Source organism: Luteibacter sp. Sphag1AF (assembly GCF_014192715.1).
Lineage (GTDB): Bacteria > Pseudomonadota > Gammaproteobacteria > Xanthomonadales > Rhodanobacteraceae > Luteibacter.
In genome coordinates this window covers 641,122-660,327 of the sequence record NZ_JACHYH010000001.1, presented here as the reverse complement: position 1 = coordinate 660,327, position 19,206 = coordinate 641,122, and the positions used below count along the sequence as shown (strand labels likewise).

Genomic DNA, 19,206 nt, shown 5'->3' with positions numbered 1-19,206 from the left:
TTGACGTTTCTTCGTTTGCGTTTGCCGCAAAGCGGCCCGGAGGCGTGCCATCGCCTGTAGTTTTCACCATCACAGGCAAGCCAGAGTGCGGCTTCAAAGGGAGGGAGGGGGACTGATGGCCGAATCGGCTGGCGTGCATCGCATCGCACTTTTGTTCAATGCCAACAAGGTTTACGACCGCCAGGTCATTGCGGGAGTGGGTGCTTACCTCGCCTCGACGCGGGTGACCTGGGACCTGTTTCTCGAAGAGGATTTTCGCGCGCGCCTCCACGGCCTCAGTGACTGGGGCGGTGACGGGATCATCGCGGACTATGACGATCCCCAGGTTGCCGAGGCACTGGCCGGGGTGAACATCCCCGTGGTGGCGGTGGGTGGCTCGTACACCGACGCATCGCGTTATCCCGCCGCGTTGCCATACGTTGCGACGGACAATGCGCGGCTGATCCGCATGGGGTACGAACATCTGATGGGCCAGGGCCTGCGCAATTTCGCGCTGTATTCCCTGCCCGAATCACCGGCCAGCCGCTGGGCGCAGGAACGGGAGCGGATCTTTTCGGCCACCGTCAGCTACGACCAGATGCCGTCACGCATCTATCGCGGGCACGCCACCAGCGCGGCCGGCTGGAGTGAGGCGACCGAAGCGCTGATCGCCTGGCTTCGCGAATTGCCCAAGCCGGTGGGCCTGGTGGCCGTGACCGATGCGCGCGCGCGGCAGGTGATCCAGGCCTGCATGATGGCGGACATCGCGGTACCCGAAGAAATCGCCATCGTAGGCATCGACAGCGATCCGCTGGCGCGTACGCTTTGCCGCATTCCGCTGACCTCGATCCGCCAGGGCACCGTGCAGATGGGACGCACCGCTGCCGAATGGCTGCACGGCATGTTGCAGGGGCAGGACCGCCGCGAGGCACGCATCGTGGTGCCGCCCGATGGCATCGAAGTGGCCGCGTCCAGCCGTCACCAGCCGGTGCGCAGTCCGCACGTGATGCGCGCCCTGCAATACATCCGCCAGTACGGATGCCTTGGCATCAAGACCGAACAGGTCGCCGATTACGTCGGCGTATCGCGCTCACTGCTGGAAGAACACTTCCGCCTCGGGCTGAAACGCAGCGTTCACCAGGAAATCCTGCGGCACAAGATCGAGCGTGCCCAGGCCATGCTGGCATCCGGCGACGTGAACTACGCCGAGATCGCGCACCGCTGTGGCTTCACCTCCGTGCAATACCTTTACACCGTCTTTCGTCGCGAACTCGGCTGCACGCCGAAGGCCTATCAGGAAAAACAGCATGCGCTTGCCCGTCTCGGTCATTGATTCACTGCGCGCGGCCGTCGTGGCTTCGCTGCTGGTTGCAGGTGGTGCGCAGGCGCAGGCCACGGCGCCCACGGCAGGCAGGGTTGATCCGGCCAGCATGGATGCCACGTGGCAGAAGTCAGGGGCGCGATTTGATGCAGAGCGTCAGCGACTTCTCGCCCGGGTAGCCCAGGGCGCCGCGACGGGGCCGTTCCGTGCCAACTGGGCGTCGTTGCAGGGGTATCGCGCGCCGGGTTGGTACGAGGATGCGAAGTTCGGTATTTTCGTGCACTGGGGCATTTATACCGTGCCGGAGTTCGGCAACGAGTGGTACTCGCGCAACATGTACAAGCCGGGCACTCCGGAGTTCGCTCACCATGTGGCGACTTTCGGCACCCAGGACACGTTCGGCTACAAGGATCTGATTCCGCGTTTCACCGCGCCGCGCTTTGATCCGAAGGATTGGGCAAAGCTGTTCCATGACGCGGGTGCGCGCTATGTGGTTCCCGTGGCCGAGCATCACGATGGCTTTGCGATGTACGACAGCCAGCTGTCGGACTGGACGGCGGTGAAGATGGGGCCGCATCGTGACGTCGTCGGCGAGCTTGCGTCGGCCATCCGCGCGGAGGGCATGCATCTGGGTCTGTCGTCACACCGCGCGGAACACGACTGGTTTTTCGATAACGGACGCACCATCGCGTCGGACGTGAACGACCCGCGCTATGCGGATTTTTATGGGCCTGCGCACACCCATGTGGTGACGAAGGGCGATCTGGATCTGGCTTCCGACTGGACCTATGTGTCGCAGGCATGGCTCGACGACTGGACGGCGCGCACGGCGGAAATCGTGGAGCGCTACCACCCGGACCTGATCTACTTCGACTGGTGGATGGGGCATCCCACGTTCCGCAATTCTTTGCCGCCGTTGCTCGCGTACTACTACAACGATGGCGCGGCACGCGGTGGCGTGGTGCTGGATTACAAGCTGGGCGCGCTGCCGGAGGGAGCGGGCACGCTTGACGTGGAGCGTGGTCAGCTCGACGGCATCCATCCCACGCACTGGCAGACCGATACGTCCATCGGCAATGCCTCATGGAGCTACGTGGTGGGTGACACGTACAAGTCTCCCGAGACCATCGTGCATACCCTGGTGGATGTGGTTGCCAAGAACGGCAACCTGCTCCTCAACGTGGGGCCGAAGGCGGACGGCAGCATTTCAACGCAGGAGCGCGCAACGCTGCTCGCCATCGGCCAGTGGCTGAAGGTCAATGGAGATGCGATCTACGCATCGAAGCCCTGGCGCGTGTTCGGCGAAGGTCCCACGCAGAACGTGTCCGGCACCATGCAGGAGGGCAAGGCGAAACCGTTCACCGCGCAGGACATCCGTTTCACGGAGCGCGCTGGCGTGCTGTACGCCATTGCGCTGGGATGGCCTGCGGAAGGGAAGCTGGTCATCCACTCCATTCGCGCGGATGACCATGTGCGAAGCGTGACGATGCTGGCCGGAGGCAAGGCAGTGGACGCGCGACAGCAGGACGATGGCCTTCACCTGACGTTGCCCGCCAAAGCCTTGGGACAGTATGCGTACGTCTTCCGGCTGGATCGTTGACCGGTATGCGGGCACCGTCGCGCGGTGCTCGCATACCGGTGGCATCATCATCTCGTCGCGATACGTGCCTACCGGCAAAGCGACATGGACGGGCCACGTAGCTCCTGGCTCAGTTCGTGTTGCCGCTCCAGGTCCCTCTGCATCTGTCGTTCAACGAGCGCATGGAAATGGTTGTCGCTTTCCAGTGCGGGCGGTGGTGGCGTACTGAGGTCGATGACGGCGTGGGTGCCGGGGGTCAGGCCGGTGAGCATCAGTCTTTCGCCTTCGATATCCATCGTGCGGATATGTCCTGCTTCGATGCCGCCTTTCTTTACCGCCCACGCAATTTGCGCCAGGCGGTCGGGCGAGGTCTCGGCGGGCAAGGCGTCGCGGAGTTCGCGGTGCAGCGCGGAGTTCATCAACGGGGCGGGTCGCGGGCTGATGGGTGACTCGGGAACATGCGAAAACTGGTGCGGACCATCCAGCGTGTGATCGAAGTGGCTCCGCGACGCGGGCGACCGGCTGGTATCGGCATACGGAAGCGATCGCATCGAGGGGAGACCGAGGCCCAGTGGCTCGATGACATCTTCATGCAGGCCCAGGTGCTCCATGTTGATCTGCACCTCCGGTTTCTTGCCGTGAACGGTCGGGCTCTTCTGTTCCGCCTCCGCGATGATCTTCACGGCCCAGTTCCCGTAAAAGTCCGGATAGTCGCCTACGCCTTTGGTGCCCAGCGTCATCACCTGCCGCGTGTCGTCGGGTTGTTTGTGCAACGGGCTCGGGCGGTTGAAATAGTTTTCGCCCATGCCCGCGATGTTGGTGGGGGTGAAGGGCATCGACAGGTCGGGGTTGAGGTGGATGTTTGCTCGGGGAACGTAGTCGTCATTCTCTCCCTGCTTCAAGAAATCTTCCGCCCGACCGCGTGCCGAAACATATATGTCATTGAGTGTCGCGTCCGGGCTGGATTGCTGGACACGACTATGAAGCGCATTCCATCCAGCAATTTCTGCTTTCGCCTCGTCGTCTCTGCTCGACTGAATGAAGCGCCCGACGATCTGCGTATAGTCGTGTGCCTCTTCCCGGGTGGACGCGACCTTCTGAACGTCGTTACCAAACGTTCTGACTGCCCTGGCGGTGGCGGCGCTGTTGAAGCCATGCTGTACCTCGTGACCGATCACAAATGTCAGGTCATGGGGCCGGTAACTTCCCTGCCGGTGATGGGGTCCTTTGACGACAAGCGAGGCGCCCGGAAGGTTCAGGGCACGGTGCTCACTGTCATAGCTTCCGCCGACGCCGGCGCGGCGCCCCAGAATCTGGAACGACTCCAGGATCATGGGAGCGGTGTTGTCTTGTGCGTAGGTGGTGGCGGCCCTTTTGAGCTCGGCGGCCAGATGGGGAGAGCTGTTCAACGTGTCTTGCAGGTTATGGATCATTTCCGCACAGGGCAGCCGCTTTGTTTCTGTCTCGTCTTCGTACTGCCTTGAGGCGAGAGCGACCACCATCGACTGGATGCGCAACACGGCCCGAAGGTCGGCGGATGGCCGCGTGGTGGGAGGGGTGAACGAGCTTGCCGGCAGGGTGACTGTACCGCTCGTGAGGTCGAAGTACCCGGTGGGGATGGCTTGTCCGTCAGCGGACTGCACGGCAAAGTGCTTTACCGCACCGGAGGCTGCGGCGGCATTCAATGACGTAAGAAGGGCCTTGTCTGCTTTTAGCGTCGACCTGAATTGCTCCATCTGTCCGGGCGACACATTCGGTTGGTTCTCAAGCTGCGTGAGCGCGCTATCCAGCGCCTGATTTGTCCTTGGCATAGTGATTTCCTTTGTTTATTTCAAGTCGCGGGTTCGCACCAACAGCACACATTCCCTGCCATGGCTATCGGTTGAAAAATCTGTGGACAGGATCATGACAACCAAGTCCCCTTTTTCGAAGTTCCATGAGCTGATGCCTCCGTGATGTTCGGGCTCCGTCCACTCTTTGAATCCATGGGGGATGAGCGCAGAGCGGAATCGCTCCAGATCCATGACACAGACAGGCGCTGGATCGGCGGATGGCACATCATTGAAAAAGCCGAGGGTCACACCCGGTTTGGTTGTGGCGCTGGGAGGTTGATATCCAAGGGAGTATCTCCAGCTTCCTGGGTCGGTTAACGGATGAAGCGCGTAGTAACTGTCTTGATTGTTACGAATCAGTTTGACGCGAAATGTTTCTTCCACGGTGTCCTGCGTAATGTCGGCGGTGCCGTTCACTCCGGCAACAAAGCTCAGGAACTGGGCGACAATTTGCTCAGCCGTTTCTGCTCTTGCAGGGGCTTGAAGCATCACCGGCTTTGCGGAGACTTCCTGAGTCGTCTGGTCCGAGGCTGTCGCCAGTCCTGCGGCCGCCCATCCCTCCCTTTCTTCGCGCGCCCATGCCGCCATCGTTGCGATGGCCATCTCAGAGTCTTCTCCATGCCTGTTGAGTTGCAAGGAGGGACTATCGCGGGTTTTCACCAACAGTACACACTCCCTGTCATGGCTATCGGTTGAAAGATCCTTGGACAGGATCATGGCAACCAAACCCCCTTTTTCAAAGTTCCATGAGCTCAGTCCTCCTATCATCATAGGCTCCATCCATTCCCTGAATCCGCGGGGAATGAGTGCAGAGCGGATTCGATCCAGATCCATGACACAGACAGGCGTTGGGTCAGCAGTGAGATCTTTGTTGTAGAAGCGCAAAGCGAAACCGGGCTTTGTATCCATCTTGGGCGCTCGGTACGCGACGGTGTAAGTCCAGCCTTCACTCACCGCACGCTTGGCAAGGTACGTACCAGGTCGAACTTCATTCAGTGGAGAATCGAACGCACGCTCCATACCGGCCTGCGTGATATCCGCCGTACTACTCAACCCCGCAACAAAGTCGAGAAAGCGCGTCGCCGCTTGCTCGGCCACGTCACTGGCAGGGGGATATGGTGGTGTGTTCGACGTGGCCCGACTGTCCAGTACAGGCGGTGCAGGGATCTTTGTAGATGCTTGCGAAAGCCCTGCCACTGCCATCGCTGCCATAGCGACGGGGGTGATTGTTTTGTTATCCATTGGCATAGGCCTCTCCCTGTATGGCGAGTTGCAGGGAGGCGCTATCGAGCGCCTGATGTGTCCTTGGCATAGCGAATTCCTTTGATTACCTTACGTCGAAGGTTTGCACTAGAAGAATGCATTCCCGGTCGTTGGCATCAACCGTAAAGTCACTGGACATGATGGAGACAACGAGGTCTCCCTTCTCGAAGTTCCATGAGCTGATGCCTCCGTGATGCCGAGGCTCTGTCCATTCCTTGAATCCACGGGGAATGAGTGCAGAGCGGATTCGTTCCAGATCCAAGACACAGACAGGCGTTGGGTCAGTAGTGAGATCTTTGTTGTAGAAGCGCAAAGCGAAACCGGTTTTTGTATCCGTCTTGGGCGCTCGGTACGCGACGGTGTAAGTCCAGCCTTCACTCACCGCACGCTTGGCAAGGTACGTACCAGGTCGAACTTCGTTCAGTGGAGAATCGAACGCACGCTCCATCGCTGCCTGCGTGATATCCGCCGTACGACTCAACCCAGCAACAAAGTCGAGAAAGCGCGTCGCCGCTTGCTCGGCCACGTCACTGGCTGAGGGCGGGGGTGGTGTTTCCGTCGTGGCCTCAATAGCCGGGACGGGCGGTGCCGGGGGTTGCGTTGATGCTTTTGACAACCCTGCCACGGCCAGTCCTGCGACGGCGGCGACGGCGATGGTCTTTTTACCGATGGGCATAGGCCTCTCCATGGTGAGTGCCGCCACTTCTACGGGGGGAAGCAGGCGTGCGGTGAATCGCTTGTCCTGGTAGTAGCGAATCTTCTGGCAGCGCACGGGGTGGGCGATGCCTTCGTAAAGAATCACTTCCTTGTCGGTGCCCAGGGCTTTCAGTTCCTGGGGCAGCATCAACGCGCGGCGCTCTTCGGTGCGTGTGCGTGATGGTCCTGCTTCGCCGCGTGAGATCGTGTCTCTCGATACGGTGGTGTATCCGAGCATCTGGGAATAGTCGTTTGCGTCGTTCTGTTCGCGTGGCGCGTAGATGATCTGTAGCGCGTGGTTGGTGATGATGGTGCGGGATATGTCTTTGCCGTAGGTCGCATCCAGCTGGGCCATGCTCTGGATGATGGGCAGAAGGCGCAGGTTGTAGCCGGCCATGTAGGACACGGCTCTGGCCAGGATGTCGATCTTCCCGATGGAGGTGAACTCGTCCATCAGCAGCAGGCACTGATGTTTCAGCGTTGCGTCGTTTTGCGGAAGCTCGCGCGTGTTCTCGTTGATGAGCTGGCTGAAGAACAGGTTGACGATCAACTGGCTTTCGGCGAGCTTGTTGGGCTGGATGCCGATATAGATCGTCATCTTCTTTCTGCGCACGTCGGTGAGCCGGAAGTGGTTTCCGCTGGTGGCGGCATCCAGTGCCGGGTTGATCCAGGCATTCAACGGCGCCTTGAAACTTCCCATGATGGAGGAAAAGGTGTCTCGGGCCTGCGACAGCAGGTTGTTGAAGGCGCCTTGGGCCTCCTTGCTCAAAAAATCGCTGTTGCGCAGGGTTTCGATATGCTTGCGCAGGTCGCTGCCATTTCCCGAGGAGAGTCGATAGATCTCGCCCAGTGTCGGAAACCGGTGCGTGGAGGTGGGCAGTGCCAGGGTGATTTCCCTGTCGTAGCTTTCATACAGATAGAGCGCGAACGCCATGAACGCATTGCGTGCCTGGTTGACCCAGAATTTCTGTGCCTCGCCCGCGTCCGGATACAACATCGCGGCTATGGCCTGGATATCGGCGATGCGAAGCGATGGGTCCGGCGACGCGTAGCTGAGTGGATTCCAGCGATGGGTGCGCCCGTCTTCGGCGAACGGGTTGAACAGGTACACCTCATGGCCCTGCGCTTTGCGCCAGCCGCTGGTGAGCTGGAAGTTCTCCTGCTTGATATCCAGCACCACGACGGATTCCTGATAGTCCAGCAGGTTCGGAATCACCACGCCCACGCCTTTGCCCGAACGGGTGGGTGCGGCAAGGATGGCGAACTGCTGTCCGCTCAGTCGAATCAGCTTGCGACCGAACTTGCCCACGATGATGCCGTTGGGCGACTCGGCAAGCAGACGGCTTTTCTTCAGATCCCGAAGACCGGCGAAGCGTGCGTCACCGTGAAGTGAGCGGGGCCTGGCCTTCAGTAGCGGCATCAGGCAACACACCCATGCAAAGAGTGGCAAACCAAAACCCACGATGCCCGCGATGTAGACCTTCAGGCGGAAGTGTTTGTATTCGGGAAGTTGCGCGTCCCGGTAGCTATCCCACCAGACGCGGAAGGTCAGCGGTATGTCTGCGTTGATGACAACGAGCAGAAGATAGCCTGACGCATAGGCGCCGGCGACGATGGCCGCCAGAAGCAGCGCTATCGCGCAGACAGCTTTCCATGGGTAGTTCACTTGCGCGGCGCTCCGTGCCTGTTGGGTGTGCGGAGTCTAGCCACAGTGCATCGTGTTGAACGACCGCGCGTGTCATACGCAATCGTCTGGAACGGCTAAGCGCAAGGGTTTGGCGGCGTTTTCTTGTGTAGGTGTTTTCTGTTGATCGTGTTGTCGTGCGTGCGGTGTCGTTACGAATTGACTCATCGCATACCAGCGATGCGTGTTGCATCGCCGATTCAGCGCTCTCAAATAATTCCGACGATTTTTTCGGAATAATCGGATGGCTACGCCTGCGGCGAGTCGGGATGCTTCCCTCGTCGCCGAATCCTCGGCGGCCGGGCGTAGAAACCCGATTCGTACAACCACGCAGGCGGTTCGCCGCCTGCGTGCATGCGAACGCCTTTATGGCGGGCGTGTCGGGCAGGCCTCGTGCCTGGCCGGGTTTGGTTGTACGACCGGTTTTCTACCCCGACACGTCCGCCACCCTACATCGCAGGGGGCGGACCTTCGAGGTAATGGAGCCGCCATGAATCCGTCCGATCAGACCATCCCCTGTCCGTCGTGCCATAACGATGTGGAACTCAGCAACGACAAACTGCACGAGGCCATCTTCATGCGCCTCAGCGATGCGGTAGCGGTTCTCGACCTGATGTCGCATGCCGCTGAAGCGGACGTTGATCCGGCGACGTGGGCGCGCACCACGCACATGGTGCAGCGGCTGTTGAACGAATCGAGGCCGCCGATCACGGCCATCTGGCGCAGCAAGGTTCAGTTCATTCCGGCCGAAGCGCTGGCGATACTGAAGGCCGGCCCGTTCGGGAAGATGGGTTGCCCTGTTACGACCGAATCGCCAGCCAGCCCGCTTCCACACGATGTGCAGAAAGACCCGGCTTGAGGCCGCGGAATTATCCGCCGCAGGCAGCCATCAGTGCATGGCGGAAGGGGCCCGGTTCCACGAGGCGGGCGGCCAGGGTGCCTTTGAAGGTGTCGCCCAGTGCGCAGGCCTGTACGCGATAGCAGGGCAGGTCGTCGCCGCGCAGGTCCACGCCGTGCGACACCAGACATGCCCCGGCGTTGAGCGACACCACGACCGTGCCGGCGCATAGCCGGCGCGCGAGGGCGTTGATGGTGGTGTCGTCCATGCCGGTGACCGCTGTCGCGGCGATGTCGATATTGAGGAAGCGTGCGCACAGCGCGGTGAATTCATACACATCGGTCAGCAGCACATCGGTGCTGGACAGTTCGCGTACCGTGAGTTCCGCATGCAGGGGCCCGGCGTCCAGCATGCCAAGCAATCGGCGCGAGGCGGCCATGTCCAGCGCGGTGGCGACGGCGTCGATGTGAGTTTGCGTTGATACCAGCACCACGCGCGCCTGCGCGAACAGATCGTCCTGGGCTTGTACGAAGTCCGGCGTCAGAAGATCGCTGGCGCCCGGTGCCAGCGTGCGCAGCTCATGCCCGTGGCCATCCTGGATGACGGCGGCGCGCGCGGTATGCGCCCCCTGGCAAATCTGCCAGCGGGCAAGCACGTTGAAAGGGATGCCTTCCGGATCAATCAGGTCGTCGCCGATGGCGGCGATCAGACCGGTAGCGACGCCTGCGTGGGCTGCCGCTACCGCCTGATGGAATGCCTTGCCGCCAGGACGGCGGGCAAAGGCGGTGGCAAGGGTGGGCTCGCCAGGGTGGGGCAGGTCATTGGCCTGCCACACCTGTTCCTCGCTGTAGCCGCCAAGGACGACCAGCCGGACACCGGTCACGGATCAGAATCGTTCGAGCACGCCCGCGATGGTCGCGGTCATGAACGTGGCGATGGAGCCACCCAGCACAGCGCGCAGGCCAAGGCGGGCAAGGTCGGCGCGACGGTTCGGGGCCAGGCCACCAATGCCACCAATCTGGATGGCAATGGACGAGAAGTTGGCGAAGCCGCACAGCGCATACGTGGCGATCAGGCGGCTTTCCGGCAGCAGCTGGTCCAGATGCTTGGCCAGGTCCGCATAGGCCACGAATTCGTTGATGACGACCTTCTGGCCGATGAAGCTGCCCACGAGGGTCGCGTCCTGCCAGGGCACGCCGATCAGCCAGGCGATGGGCGAGAGCACCCAGCCGAAAATGGTTTCGAGGCTGAGGTGGACCTCATGGCCGGTCAGGCCGGTCAGCCAGTGGTTGATGCTGGCATCCGGGCCGCCGACCGTACCAAGCCACTGTACCGGGCCGTTGATGAGGGCGATCAGCGCGATGAAGGCCAGCAGCATGGCGCCCACGTTCATGGCGAGCTTCAGGCCATCGCCCGCGCCCGTGGCGGCGGCGTCGATGACGTTGGCGGTGGTGCGTTCCACGTCGATCTTCACGGTGCCGCGGGTCAGCGGTTCCTGGGTTTCCGGAACGAGGATCTTGGCCAGCACGATGGTTGCCGGGGCGGCCATGACGCTGGCCGTCAGCAGGTGCTTGGCGTAGAACATGCGCTGCACCGGGTCGTCACCGCCCAGCATGGCCACGTAAGCGGCCATCACGCTGCCGGCGATGTGCGCCATGCCGCCGATCATGACCGTCATGAGTTCGGCCTGGGTCATGCGCTCGATGTACGGCTTGATGGTCAGCGGGGCTTCGGTCTGGCCGATGAACACGCTGGCGCACACGCTGGTGGTCTCGGCACCGGACACGCGCATCACCTTGGTGATGACCCATGCCATGGCCTTGACGATCTGCTGCATCACGCCCAGGTGATAGAGCACACCGGTCAGCGAGGCGAAGAAGACGATGGTCGGCAGGACCTTCACGGCGAAGATCACGCCAAACTTCGAGCTGTCCAGCAGGCTGCCGAAGATGAAACGCGAGCCCACGTCCACGTAATCGAGCAGGCGCACGAAGCCGGTCGCAATGGCGTCGAAGACGTCACGGCCCAGCGGCACCTTGAGCACGACTGCCGCAAAGCAGATCTGAAGCGCAATACCCGTGGCGACCAGTTTCCAGTCGACGACGCGCTTGTTGTTCGAGAACAGGAACGCGATGCTCACGAGCACCGCCAAACCGAACAGGCCAAACAAAACGTGGCCTAGCAGACCCAGCATCAGAGAATCCCCATAGAAGGTCGGGGACAACCCCGTGACCGCTTAAATCGCGGCAGGTTAGAGGACCGGGCGGGGCCGGGCAAGGCGCACTGCGGCGAGATTCCGTCGGGTAAGACATTTACTCAATGTCATCAGACGGTTAGGCTTTCACTCCCCCGCCGGACCCTACCCATGAATCTCCTCCTCACCATCGCTGTTGTGCAGATCGTCGCTCTGGTCACGCCGGGCCCGGATTTCTTCTTCGTGTCGCAGCTGGCCGCCAGCCGGTCCCGGAAGGAGGCGATGTTCGGGGTGCTGGGCATCGCGCTGGGCGTGGCGGTATGGGCCGCTCTGGCGCTGCTGGGCCTTCAGCTCGTGCTTCACCGGCTGGTCTGGCTGGAGCGGACCATCACCATCTGCGGTGGTCTGTATCTTCTGTGGATGGCGTTCCAGATGCTGCGCGGCGCGCTGCGCGCCCCGGTCACCGCCGAGGCGCCGCGCGTGGATCTGCGCGGCTCAAGTCCCCTGGTGGCGCTGCGCCGTGGCCTCTTCACCAACCTGGCCAACCCGAAGGCGGCCGTGTACTTCGCCAGCATCTTCTCGGCGTTCCTGGGTGAGGGCGTGGATGCCACGATGCGCTGGGGCCTGTGGACCCTGGTGACGGTCGAAACCTTCCTCTGGTTCACCGTGGTGGCCGCCGTATTTGCGCTTCCCGCCATGCGCCGGGGCTATGTGCGGGCCAGCCGCTGGATCGACGGCGGCGCGGGCGTATTCTTCGGCCTGTTTGGCCTGCACCTGATTTTTGCGCGGCGCGCGATTTAAGCGATCAGCCAGCGCACCACCACAACCACCACGATGATGGCCGCGCCAATCATCAGGGTGTGGCGCAGATAGGGCATGCCCGAGGCGTTGCCGCCGTCATAGTCGGCATCGCTGAATTCATGCGATGCGTCGGGCGGACGGCGGGCATAGTGCAGGCGATGCCAGCGTCGTGGCTTCCGGACGGGCTCGGGTGTCGTCATGCAGGCAGCTTACCGTCAGGACGTGATGGCCGGGCGCACGATGCGTGAGGTCTGCTTCAATTCTTCAAGCACTTCGGGCCCGCGCACGTCCAGATGGTCGGGATTGTTGACGTAGAAGCGCACGAACGCCTCGCTGCTGTCGGCCGGTGGCGTCCAGGGTTTGGCCCAGACGAAGACGACGCAGTAGCCGCCCGAATCGGCAATGAGCTTGTCCAGCCGCGCGCGCAGCAACTTGCGCACGGGATAGGCCTCAATCAGCTTCTCGCCGAGGGTGATCGTCGGCTTCGCTTCCTTCTCGCCCATGCGGAAGGGGCGGGTGAAGCGGATGAAGTAGCCGTTTTCTTTCTTCAGCCGCTGCACGTACGCCGTGCCCCACCAGATGGCGCGCACGCCAGCCACGTCTTCGACTTTCTGCCGGTACACGTTGCGGAACACGGCCTCATAGGTGGACGTTTCTCCGCCGATGGCCACGGTTGCCTCGGCCAGCGTCTGGTCGCGGCGGTGTTCCAGGAACTTCTGCACGACGGACGACAGCCGGTAGTAGTGACTGGCCTGGGTACGCACGCCACCCGATGGTGCGCGGACGGCAGGCGCGCGCGTCGATGTGGCGACCGAGGGTGTGGTGGCGACCGGGCTGTTGAAATGGTCGGCGGGCCGCTCCAGCTCGAAGACATCCGCCGCTGGCGTCCGGGGGCCATCTTTCGAGGGACGCGCGCCGAGCAGCACCTCGCATTCGGCTGCGTGGTCCTCGATGCGGCGCGACCGGAAGTACGGGCGTACGCGAAGGGTCTGCGCGGGCTTGTCGATGCACGCGCAGATCAGCGGCGCCGTGCATTGGCTGCCCACGCAACGGAAGGTCGCCGATGCCGCCAGCAGGTCGGCCCAGAAGAGTTCATAGGCCCGCTCGGCGGTCATCCGCTCGTCGCGTTCCACATTGTGGGCTTCGTCGATCGACACGCGGCGCACCCTTCCCTGAAGTGTGCGGACACTCTAACCCGTGAGGTTGCTCCGTGGGCAGCCCGGGGCGGAAGTGTTCAGAAGGCGGCCCACCGGTGCTTCGGAGCCGGTTCGGCACCGGTACCGGCAAGGAACGCCAGCACGTCGTCATGGCGTCCGCTGGCTACCAGCGTCTGCGCGGTCAACTGGTCAAGTGATGCAATGGGGTCGTCGCGGTACCAGGCCAGTACGGCGTCCTTGTCCGGCTCGATGCGCGATGCAGCTTCAAGAACTTCCCAGGTGCGCGCAGTGTGCAGACGATCCGGTGACGGGGAGGGCGACGCTTTCGCGTGGTCCCGGGAACTGAGAACGGCCGTGGGCATGGGATCACCTCGTCGTGTGAGCTTGTTGCATGGAAGCCGGGCCAGAGTGCGGGGCCTTCTCTACAGCTAACGCGTCCCTTCCACGTGAAGTTGACCGCAGGTTTTTGCCGTGCGGGCAGCGATGTCGTTAATTTTCTACCGTAACCATCTGTCGTTTTCCTTTCGACTTTCTGACCATTTTCAAGTTCCGCTATTCATGCTTCCACGCACTGCGCCCGACGCCAGTGGCTGGGACTGGTGCCCACAAGGCGCCGAAACAGGTTGCACAGGTGGGCCTGATCGGAAAGGCCGCAGGCCAGGGCGATCTGGCTCAAGGGTTCGCGCGTGCTGCGCATCATGAGCTGGGCGCGCTCCACCCGGCGTCGCATGATGTACGCGTGCGGGGGCTCGCCGAAGCTGTCTTTGAAGGCGCGGCAGAAATAGCTGCTGCTGAGATTCACGAGTGTAGCCAGCTGATCGATGGTGATGGAAAAGCCCAGGTGTTCGTCCACGTGGGCGGCCACGCGGCTGGCCTGCCATGGCGCAAGGCCAGCCCCGGTACGGCGACGCTCGCGCGGCGACGAGGTGGCCCCGGGCGCGGCCGCCGCTTCATGGAGCAGTGCGGCCACCTGGGCCACGCAGGCCCGGGTCGTGGAAATGTCGTGGGTCACGGCATGCAGCGCACGTTCCAGCAGATGCGTGACATGAGGTGTGGCCGGGGCCGTGCAGGTGTCTTTCCGGGTGCCTGCAACAAGGGTCGTGTCATGACGCATGGTCCGAAAACTCCCGATAGTGGCTACGTGTTCCCCTTTCGATGAGCAGACTATGCCTGTTGGATGAAAAGCTGAATGCTACGAAAGGATGAGGTGGGCTCCCGGACGGGCTTGAACAACTCATCGGAAGGCATGAAAGTCGTGGGCCGTGCATGCGTGGCGTCAACCCCTGGCCCGCAGCGCATGTGACCGGTGTAGCTTTCCGGGGGCTCCCCTGTCTTCCGTAATTTTTCCCTTTGGCCGTCGTTCCGGAGGGCATCCATCGTCCTGAGCCGGACGTGTAACATCGGTGGCCTCGTCACCCGGATGTCATGCGTTACATATGAAGGCCACGCTTGAAGAACTGCTGGCATTCGTCACGGTCGTGGACAGCGGCTCGATGACGGCGGCAGCCGATCAATTGCAGCAGACCGTGTCGGCGGTCAGTCGGGCGCTGGGGCGGCTGGAAGAGAAGCTGGAAACCACCCTCATGCGGCGTACCACCCGTCGCCTTGAGTTGACCGAGGAAGGCGTGTTCTTCCTTGAGCGCGCACGCGCCGTGCTGCATGCGATGGATGAAGCGGAGCAGGAGATGTCTGCGCGCAGGCAGATGCCGGCCGGACGTCTGCGCATCGATGCCGCCGCGCCGTTCATGCTGCATGTGATCGTCCCCATCGTTGCCGGATTTCGCGAAGCGTTTCCGGGCATCGAACTGGAACTGGCCACCAGCGATCACGTGATCGACCTGCTGGAACACCGCACCGACGTGGCCATTCGTGTGGGGCCGTTGCGCGATTCCACATTGCATGCGCGCCCGCTGGGCGCCAGTCGGCTGCGCATTCTGGCCAGCCCTGGGTATCTGGCGGCACAGGGTACGCCGCAGGTGCCCGACGATTTGCGTTCGCACACGCTGCTTGGGTTCACCCAGCCCGATTCGCTCAACCGCTGGCCGATCCGTCAGGAACATGCGGACGAGTGGCACGTTCGGCCATCCATTGCAGCGTCCAGCGGTGAAACGATCCGCCAGCTGGCCATCGCGGGGCAGGGCATTGCGTGTCTGTCTGAGTGGATGTCGCGCGAGGACGTGACGCGTGGAATCCTCGTGCCGGTGTTGCCGGAACATACGGTGGACGTCCGTCAGCCGGTGCACGCGGTGTACTACCGCAACACCCAGCTGGCCTCGCGCATCACGCATTTTCTGGATTACGTGAGCGAGCGGCTGCGCGGCAAGTTATGACGCCGCTCGCGGGGTCGCGGGTGGGTTCCAGCCCATGACGTTGTAGAAACGGTAGCGCGCGATGCCGACGTATTCGTGCAGCGCCACGTCCGCCATCGCCATGTTGAACGGTTGGGGCAGCCAGTCGTAGCGGATGCCCAGATAGTCGGCACGCACCGGTTCCACGTTGATGGCGAAATGCGCGAAGTACAGCGTGGCCCGGCGCAGATGCGTGGCCGAGGACACCAGAACCACCTTGTCCGCTTGCAGGGCCGCCAGGAGCGGCTTGGTAAATTCGGCATTCTGGAAGGTGTTCATGCTGCGCGACTCGGCCAGCAGATCGGTATCGGTGACGCCCAGGGCAATCAGTGTCCGGCTGTAGACCGCGGCTTCCGATTGCTTGAGCCCGGCGGCGTCGCCGCCGCTGACTTCCAGCCTGCACACGGCGCCGGTTGCCTTGCAGGCGTGATAAAGCTCGGCCGCGCGGAGGATACGCGCGTTGGCCATGAGGCCCGGCTCCACCGTGCCCTGATCGCCGCGCTGGGTGCCAGCGCCCAGCAGGACGATGACGTTGTGCTGGCCCCATTGCGTGATTTCCTGCGGGAAACCCCGTTGAAGGTCGGTCAGCAACCCGTCGGCTACCGGCCCGCAGCCCACCGCGAACACCCATCCGAGGGACAGGATGAAAAAAGTGACAGCCGTGCGGCGACGGTGTGCCCACAGGCATGCGAGGCCGATGAGGAGAAGGATGAGGGCGAGGGTCAGGGTCATGCGCGGAGCCTACCGGCCGAACGTGTCGCTGGCGAGCATCAAGCGTCCGTTTCGTGAACAAAAAGACACAAACCTAACCTTTGCGACTTTATCCTCGGTCGTCGTATCGTTTTCCCCTATCCATCAAGGAGTCGCCTGTGAAGCTTTCTTTTCCCACTGCCGCACGGACGGCTGCCGCGTTCGGGCTGATGCTTGCCGCTTTCGCGCCTGTCGCTGCCTTCGCGCAGCAGGCTCCGGCAGCAGCGCCTGCTGCGTCGGCCAACCCGGCATCGGCCATTCCGGAGGCTGACCGCAAGGCCATTCAGAACTACAACCTCAACGACGATGTGTTCAACCGCATCATTGCGGTGTCCCGCGAAGCCAAGGCCAAAGGCATCAAGCCGGACCAGGGCAGCATGGACCCCAGCAAGATCCACAGCCTGGACGATCTGGCGGCGGCCGTTGTCGGTGCCGATTCGCGCATCGGGCCGTTGATCAAGGCGCACGGTTTCACCCCGCGCGAATTCCTGCTGGCCAACCTGGCGGTCACCAATGCCGTGATGGCCTCGCAGGCCAAGAATGATCCTGAGATGGCCAAGTACATCGACCCGTCCAAGGTCAACCAGGCCAACGTGGCATTCATCGACTCCCACAAGGCGCAGATCGAGGCGCTGATGAAGGAATCAGGCGGGCAGTAAGTTTCGTTTCAGCCTGCAATGAAAAACCTGGCCGAAAGGCCAGGTTTTTTTTTGGTCCTGTAGCGAAGAACGCTCGCTACCGCACTGGACGCATGCTCAGGCAATCACGGTGAAGCGCAGGAGCTGCGAGTTATGGTGCCCGCCTGCCATCGCGTATGAGCAAAGCACGCTGTGACCGATGAACAGGCTTATTTCATCGGCCGATGCGTTGTGTTCGTAGACCTCATTGGCCACTTTGGTGAAGAACCAGCTGGCAGCGATATTGGACGAATCGTTCGCGGTCACGCTGAGCAGGCTCGGGCCAGCGAACTCGCTGGCAGGCACGATCAGCGTGAGACCCCTGCCAGGGAGGGACGCCACGCTCACGGTGTCTCCATCCAATACCTGCGGGCTTTGCACCGCTGGCATGTCAACGATGAGATCGAGCGTGTCTTTGCCGGGCACAGGCGGACCTGATGACGTGCTCATGGACGTCTCCTGATGATGCGTCGTGTGTCTGCATGTTACGAGGCACGAGTCGCTGCGCAATCAGCCGTTGGACGTAGGCGTTCGCGCAAAAAAATACCCCGGATCGTGATCCGGGGTATGGCGACGATCAGTGCGTTACCGCACGTCGTCTTTCAAAGCGATTACGCCTTGTTGTGCAGCGCATGCTTCAGATCGCGCATCTGGTCATGGCCCGACTTCACCGAGATGAACAGTTCATTGACCAGCGAGCGCGTGCCTGCGGTCAGTTCGTTGTCTTTCAGTGCGTCTTCGTACTTGGCCTTGATGTGATCTTCGCCGCGCTCGACTTCGTCAACGATGGCGGTGTCGCCGGAGCTGATGCTCTTGCGCAGGCTCACAAACACGCGATGTGCCGAAGCCAGGATGGTGCCGTCATCTTCGGGCTTGCCGCCCAGCGACGAAACCTGCTGCTGAAGACGCTGTGCTACCTGACGACGCTCCGCGGCGCGCTGCTGGAAGGCGGCGGCAAAGCGGGTGTTTTCGGCATCTTTCGCGGCTTCGCCATAACCTTCGGCGCTGTCGATGGTCGTCTCGATCAGGCCGTTCATGATCTTGATGTCGTGGTCGTTGGCGCTCATGGGTTTGCTCCTTGGGATGGGCTCACGTTGAATCGAGCCGTTGGGGTAGGCGACCAGCATTCCGTCCGGGAAGAGATGGAGAGGTGAATGCGACGTGTGACGCGTCATGACGATGGGGTCCCCGTTCATGTCTGCGACATGCATACTTGGCCTCTGCCTCATAAGGAAGGATGTTCCTGCCATGACATCTACTACAACGCGTCGCGCTCTGATTACAGGTGCGTCGTCGGGAATTGGTGAAGCTTTCGCGCGTGAACTCGCCGCGCAGGGCTTCGCATTGGTATTGACCGCGCGTCGCGCTGATCGACTGGAAGCACTGGCAACCGAACTGCGCTCACGTCACGGCGTGGAAGCGGTGGTGGCACCGCTGGATCTGGCAAGGCCCGAAGCGGTGGAAGCACTGGTTGGCGCGTTGAATGCACAAGGCCTGACCATCGACGTGCTGATCAACAATGCAGGTTACGGCGTTACCAATTACCTGGACGACAATCCGTGGAAGACGCATGCGGATTTCATCCAGGTCATGACGACCGCGCCGGTTGAGCTGGCTTATCGGCTGTTGCCCGGCATGAAGCAGCGCGGATATGGACGCATCGTCAACATCGCGTCGGTGGCGGGCCTCATTCCTGGCTCGGCCGGGCATACGTTGTACAGCGCGTCCAAGTCGTTCCTGGTGCATTTCTCCCAGTCGCTTGCGCTGGAAACCGATGGCACAGGCATCAACGTAACGGCGCTCTGCCCGGGGTTCACCTATTCGGAGTTCCACGACGTCAACGGTTCGCGCGAGCTGGTCTCCAAAATGCCGAAAGCACTCTGGATGGATTCCCGTACCGTGGTTCGCCAAGGCTGGCAGGCTGTTCAGGCGGGTAAAGTCGTTTACGTGAACGGCTGGCCGAACAAGGTGGTGGTGGCGCTGTTCAAGCTGCTTCCCGCTGCCGTGGGGCTGGCCATGGTCCGCCGCGAGAGCCGGAAGTTCCGGCTCTCGCACGCCAAGGGGTGACCAATGGCATACGTTCCCGG

The 19,206-nt window shown here is 62.0% G+C and carries 18 protein-coding genes and 1 pseudogene; 7 read left to right on the top strand and 12 right to left on the bottom strand.

The window, feature by feature from the left end; all coding sequences use genetic code 11:
* Window positions 1-115 precede the first annotated feature (115 nt).
* The gene (locus FHW69_RS03045) at window positions 116-1,312 is read left to right on the top strand and encodes a DNA-binding transcriptional regulator (protein ID WP_183421533.1); all 1,197 of its coding nucleotides are present in this window, start codon (window positions 116-118) and stop codon (window positions 1,310-1,312) included.
* Complete coding sequence (locus tag FHW69_RS03040) at window positions 1,287-2,900, top strand: alpha-L-fucosidase (RefSeq protein ID WP_183421532.1); 1,614 nt, start codon at window positions 1,287-1,289, stop codon at window positions 2,898-2,900. Before FHW69_RS03045 ends, FHW69_RS03040 begins: the two co-directional genes overlap by 26 nt.
* Before the next feature lie 68 nt (window positions 2,901-2,968).
* Here the strand turns inward: FHW69_RS03040 and FHW69_RS03035 are convergent, their stop codons facing one another.
* From FHW69_RS03035 to FHW69_RS03025, 3 genes and pseudogenes are all read right to left on the bottom strand, one after another.
* Window positions 2,969-4,690: a hypothetical protein gene (locus FHW69_RS03035; RefSeq protein WP_183421531.1), complete on the bottom strand. Its 1,722-nt coding sequence runs from the start codon at window positions 4,688-4,690 to the stop codon at window positions 2,969-2,971.
* Window positions 4,691-4,705: 15 nt separating this feature from the next.
* Window positions 4,706-5,953 (bottom strand): hypothetical protein, encoded by a 1,248-nt coding sequence (locus FHW69_RS03030; protein ID WP_183421530.1) that lies wholly within the window; start codon window positions 5,951-5,953, stop codon window positions 4,706-4,708.
* A 706-nt stretch (window positions 5,954-6,659) separates the two neighbouring features.
* Window positions 6,660-8,336 (bottom strand): annotated as a pseudogene (locus FHW69_RS03025) (type IV secretory system conjugative DNA transfer family protein); the annotation flags it as partial.
* 508 nt (window positions 8,337-8,844) lie between these two features.
* On the opposite strand from FHW69_RS03025, the gene FHW69_RS03020 reads away from it, so the two are divergent.
* Complete coding sequence (locus FHW69_RS03020) at window positions 8,845-9,213, top strand: hypothetical protein (RefSeq protein WP_183421528.1); 369 nt, start codon at window positions 8,845-8,847, stop codon at window positions 9,211-9,213.
* 10 nt (window positions 9,214-9,223) lie between these two features.
* On the opposite strand, the gene FHW69_RS03015 is transcribed toward FHW69_RS03020, so the two are convergent.
* Window positions 9,224-10,075 (bottom strand): PfkB family carbohydrate kinase, encoded by an 852-nt coding sequence (locus tag FHW69_RS03015; RefSeq protein ID WP_183421527.1) that lies wholly within the window; start codon window positions 10,073-10,075, stop codon window positions 9,224-9,226.
* A gap of 3 nt (window positions 10,076-10,078) precedes the next feature.
* Window positions 10,079-11,386, bottom strand: coding sequence for a nucleoside transporter C-terminal domain-containing protein (locus FHW69_RS03010; RefSeq protein ID WP_183421526.1), 1,308 nt, complete (start codon window positions 11,384-11,386; stop codon window positions 10,079-10,081).
* 171 nt (window positions 11,387-11,557) lie between these two features.
* Here FHW69_RS03010 and FHW69_RS03005 point away from each other — a divergent pair, with 171 nt between their 5' ends.
* On the top strand, window positions 11,558-12,187 hold the full coding sequence (locus FHW69_RS03005) for a homoserine/threonine efflux transporter (protein WP_183421525.1): 630 nt from the start codon (window positions 11,558-11,560) through the stop codon (window positions 12,185-12,187).
* Here FHW69_RS03005 and FHW69_RS03000 read toward each other — a convergent pair.
* The 4 genes from FHW69_RS03000 to FHW69_RS02985 form a co-directional block, all read right to left on the bottom strand.
* On the bottom strand, window positions 12,184-12,387 hold the full coding sequence (locus FHW69_RS03000; RefSeq protein ID WP_183421524.1) for a hypothetical protein: 204 nt from the start codon (window positions 12,385-12,387) through the stop codon (window positions 12,184-12,186). The genes FHW69_RS03005 and FHW69_RS03000 overlap by 4 nt on opposite strands.
* Window positions 12,388-12,402: 15 nt before the next feature.
* Window positions 12,403-13,344, bottom strand: a complete 942-nt coding sequence (locus tag FHW69_RS02995; RefSeq protein WP_183421523.1) for a hypothetical protein — start codon at window positions 13,342-13,344, stop codon at window positions 12,403-12,405.
* Between the two features lie 77 nt (window positions 13,345-13,421).
* Window positions 13,422-13,706, bottom strand: coding sequence for a hypothetical protein (locus FHW69_RS02990; protein ID WP_183421522.1), 285 nt, complete (start codon window positions 13,704-13,706; stop codon window positions 13,422-13,424).
* A 194-nt stretch (window positions 13,707-13,900) separates the two neighbouring features.
* Window positions 13,901-14,458 (bottom strand): AraC family transcriptional regulator, encoded by a 558-nt coding sequence (locus FHW69_RS02985; protein ID WP_183421521.1) that lies wholly within the window; start codon window positions 14,456-14,458, stop codon window positions 13,901-13,903.
* Window positions 14,459-14,780: 322 nt separating this feature from the next.
* Here FHW69_RS02985 and FHW69_RS02980 point away from each other — a divergent pair, with 322 nt between their 5' ends.
* On the top strand, window positions 14,781-15,674 hold the full coding sequence (locus FHW69_RS02980; RefSeq protein ID WP_183421520.1) for a LysR family transcriptional regulator: 894 nt from the start codon (window positions 14,781-14,783) through the stop codon (window positions 15,672-15,674).
* On the opposite strand, the gene FHW69_RS02975 is transcribed toward FHW69_RS02980, so the two are convergent.
* Entirely contained in the window at window positions 15,669-16,418 is a 750-nt protein-coding gene (locus FHW69_RS02975; protein WP_183422251.1) for a YdcF family protein, read from the bottom strand. The genes FHW69_RS02980 and FHW69_RS02975 overlap by 6 nt on opposite strands.
* A 143-nt stretch (window positions 16,419-16,561) precedes the next feature.
* Here FHW69_RS02975 and FHW69_RS02970 point away from each other — a divergent pair, with 143 nt between their 5' ends.
* The gene (locus tag FHW69_RS02970; RefSeq protein ID WP_183421519.1) at window positions 16,562-17,101 is read left to right on the top strand and encodes a hypothetical protein; all 540 of its coding nucleotides are present in this window, start codon (window positions 16,562-16,564) and stop codon (window positions 17,099-17,101) included.
* Between the two features lie 96 nt (window positions 17,102-17,197).
* Here FHW69_RS02970 and FHW69_RS02965 read toward each other — a convergent pair whose 3' ends face one another.
* Together FHW69_RS02965 and FHW69_RS02960 are read right to left on the bottom strand one after the other, a co-directional pair.
* Window positions 17,198-17,569, bottom strand: coding sequence for a hypothetical protein (locus FHW69_RS02965; protein WP_183421518.1), 372 nt, complete (start codon window positions 17,567-17,569; stop codon window positions 17,198-17,200).
* A gap of 161 nt (window positions 17,570-17,730) precedes the next feature.
* A complete protein-coding gene (locus FHW69_RS02960) occupies window positions 17,731-18,186 on the bottom strand; it encodes a PA2169 family four-helix-bundle protein (RefSeq protein ID WP_183421517.1) in 456 nt (151 codons plus the stop codon).
* Between the two features lie 181 nt (window positions 18,187-18,367).
* Between FHW69_RS02960 and FHW69_RS02955 the strand changes: the two genes are divergently transcribed.
* Entirely contained in the window at window positions 18,368-19,186 is an 819-nt protein-coding gene (locus tag FHW69_RS02955; RefSeq protein WP_183421516.1) for an SDR family oxidoreductase, read from the top strand.
* Window positions 19,187-19,206: the final 20 nt, after the last annotated feature.

Bases quoted from the DNA above. Each gene is read 5' to 3' on its own strand.
- FHW69_RS03045 (WP_183421533.1), top strand. From the start codon at position 116: ATGGCCGAATCGGCTGGCGTGCATCGCATCGCACTTTTGTTCAATGCC.
- FHW69_RS03040 (WP_183421532.1), top strand. From the start codon at position 1,287: ATGCGCTTGCCCGTCTCGGTCATTGATTCACTGCGCGCGGCCGTCGTG.
- FHW69_RS03035 (WP_183421531.1), bottom strand. From the start codon at position 4,690: ATGCCAAGGACAAATCAGGCGCTGGATAGCGCGCTCACGCAGCTTGAG.
- FHW69_RS03030 (WP_183421530.1), bottom strand. From the start codon at position 5,953: ATGGATAACAAAACAATCACCCCCGTCGCTATGGCAGCGATGGCAGTG.
- FHW69_RS03020 (WP_183421528.1), top strand. From the start codon at position 8,845: ATGAATCCGTCCGATCAGACCATCCCCTGTCCGTCGTGCCATAACGAT.
- FHW69_RS03010 (WP_183421526.1), bottom strand. From the start codon at position 11,386: ATGCTGGGTCTGCTAGGCCACGTTTTGTTTGGCCTGTTCGGTTTGGCG.
- FHW69_RS03005 (WP_183421525.1), top strand. From the start codon at position 11,558: ATGAATCTCCTCCTCACCATCGCTGTTGTGCAGATCGTCGCTCTGGTC.
- FHW69_RS03000 (WP_183421524.1), bottom strand. From the start codon at position 12,387: ATGACGACACCCGAGCCCGTCCGGAAGCCACGACGCTGGCATCGCCTG.
- FHW69_RS02990 (WP_183421522.1), bottom strand. From the start codon at position 13,706: ATGCCCACGGCCGTTCTCAGTTCCCGGGACCACGCGAAAGCGTCGCCC.
- FHW69_RS02985 (WP_183421521.1), bottom strand. From the start codon at position 14,458: ATGCGTCATGACACGACCCTTGTTGCAGGCACCCGGAAAGACACCTGC.
- FHW69_RS02980 (WP_183421520.1), top strand. From the start codon at position 14,781: ATGAAGGCCACGCTTGAAGAACTGCTGGCATTCGTCACGGTCGTGGAC.
- FHW69_RS02965 (WP_183421518.1), bottom strand. From the start codon at position 17,569: ATGAGCACGTCATCAGGTCCGCCTGTGCCCGGCAAAGACACGCTCGAT.
- FHW69_RS02960 (WP_183421517.1), bottom strand. From the start codon at position 18,186: ATGAGCGCCAACGACCACGACATCAAGATCATGAACGGCCTGATCGAG.
- FHW69_RS02955 (WP_183421516.1), top strand. From the start codon at position 18,368: ATGACATCTACTACAACGCGTCGCGCTCTGATTACAGGTGCGTCGTCG.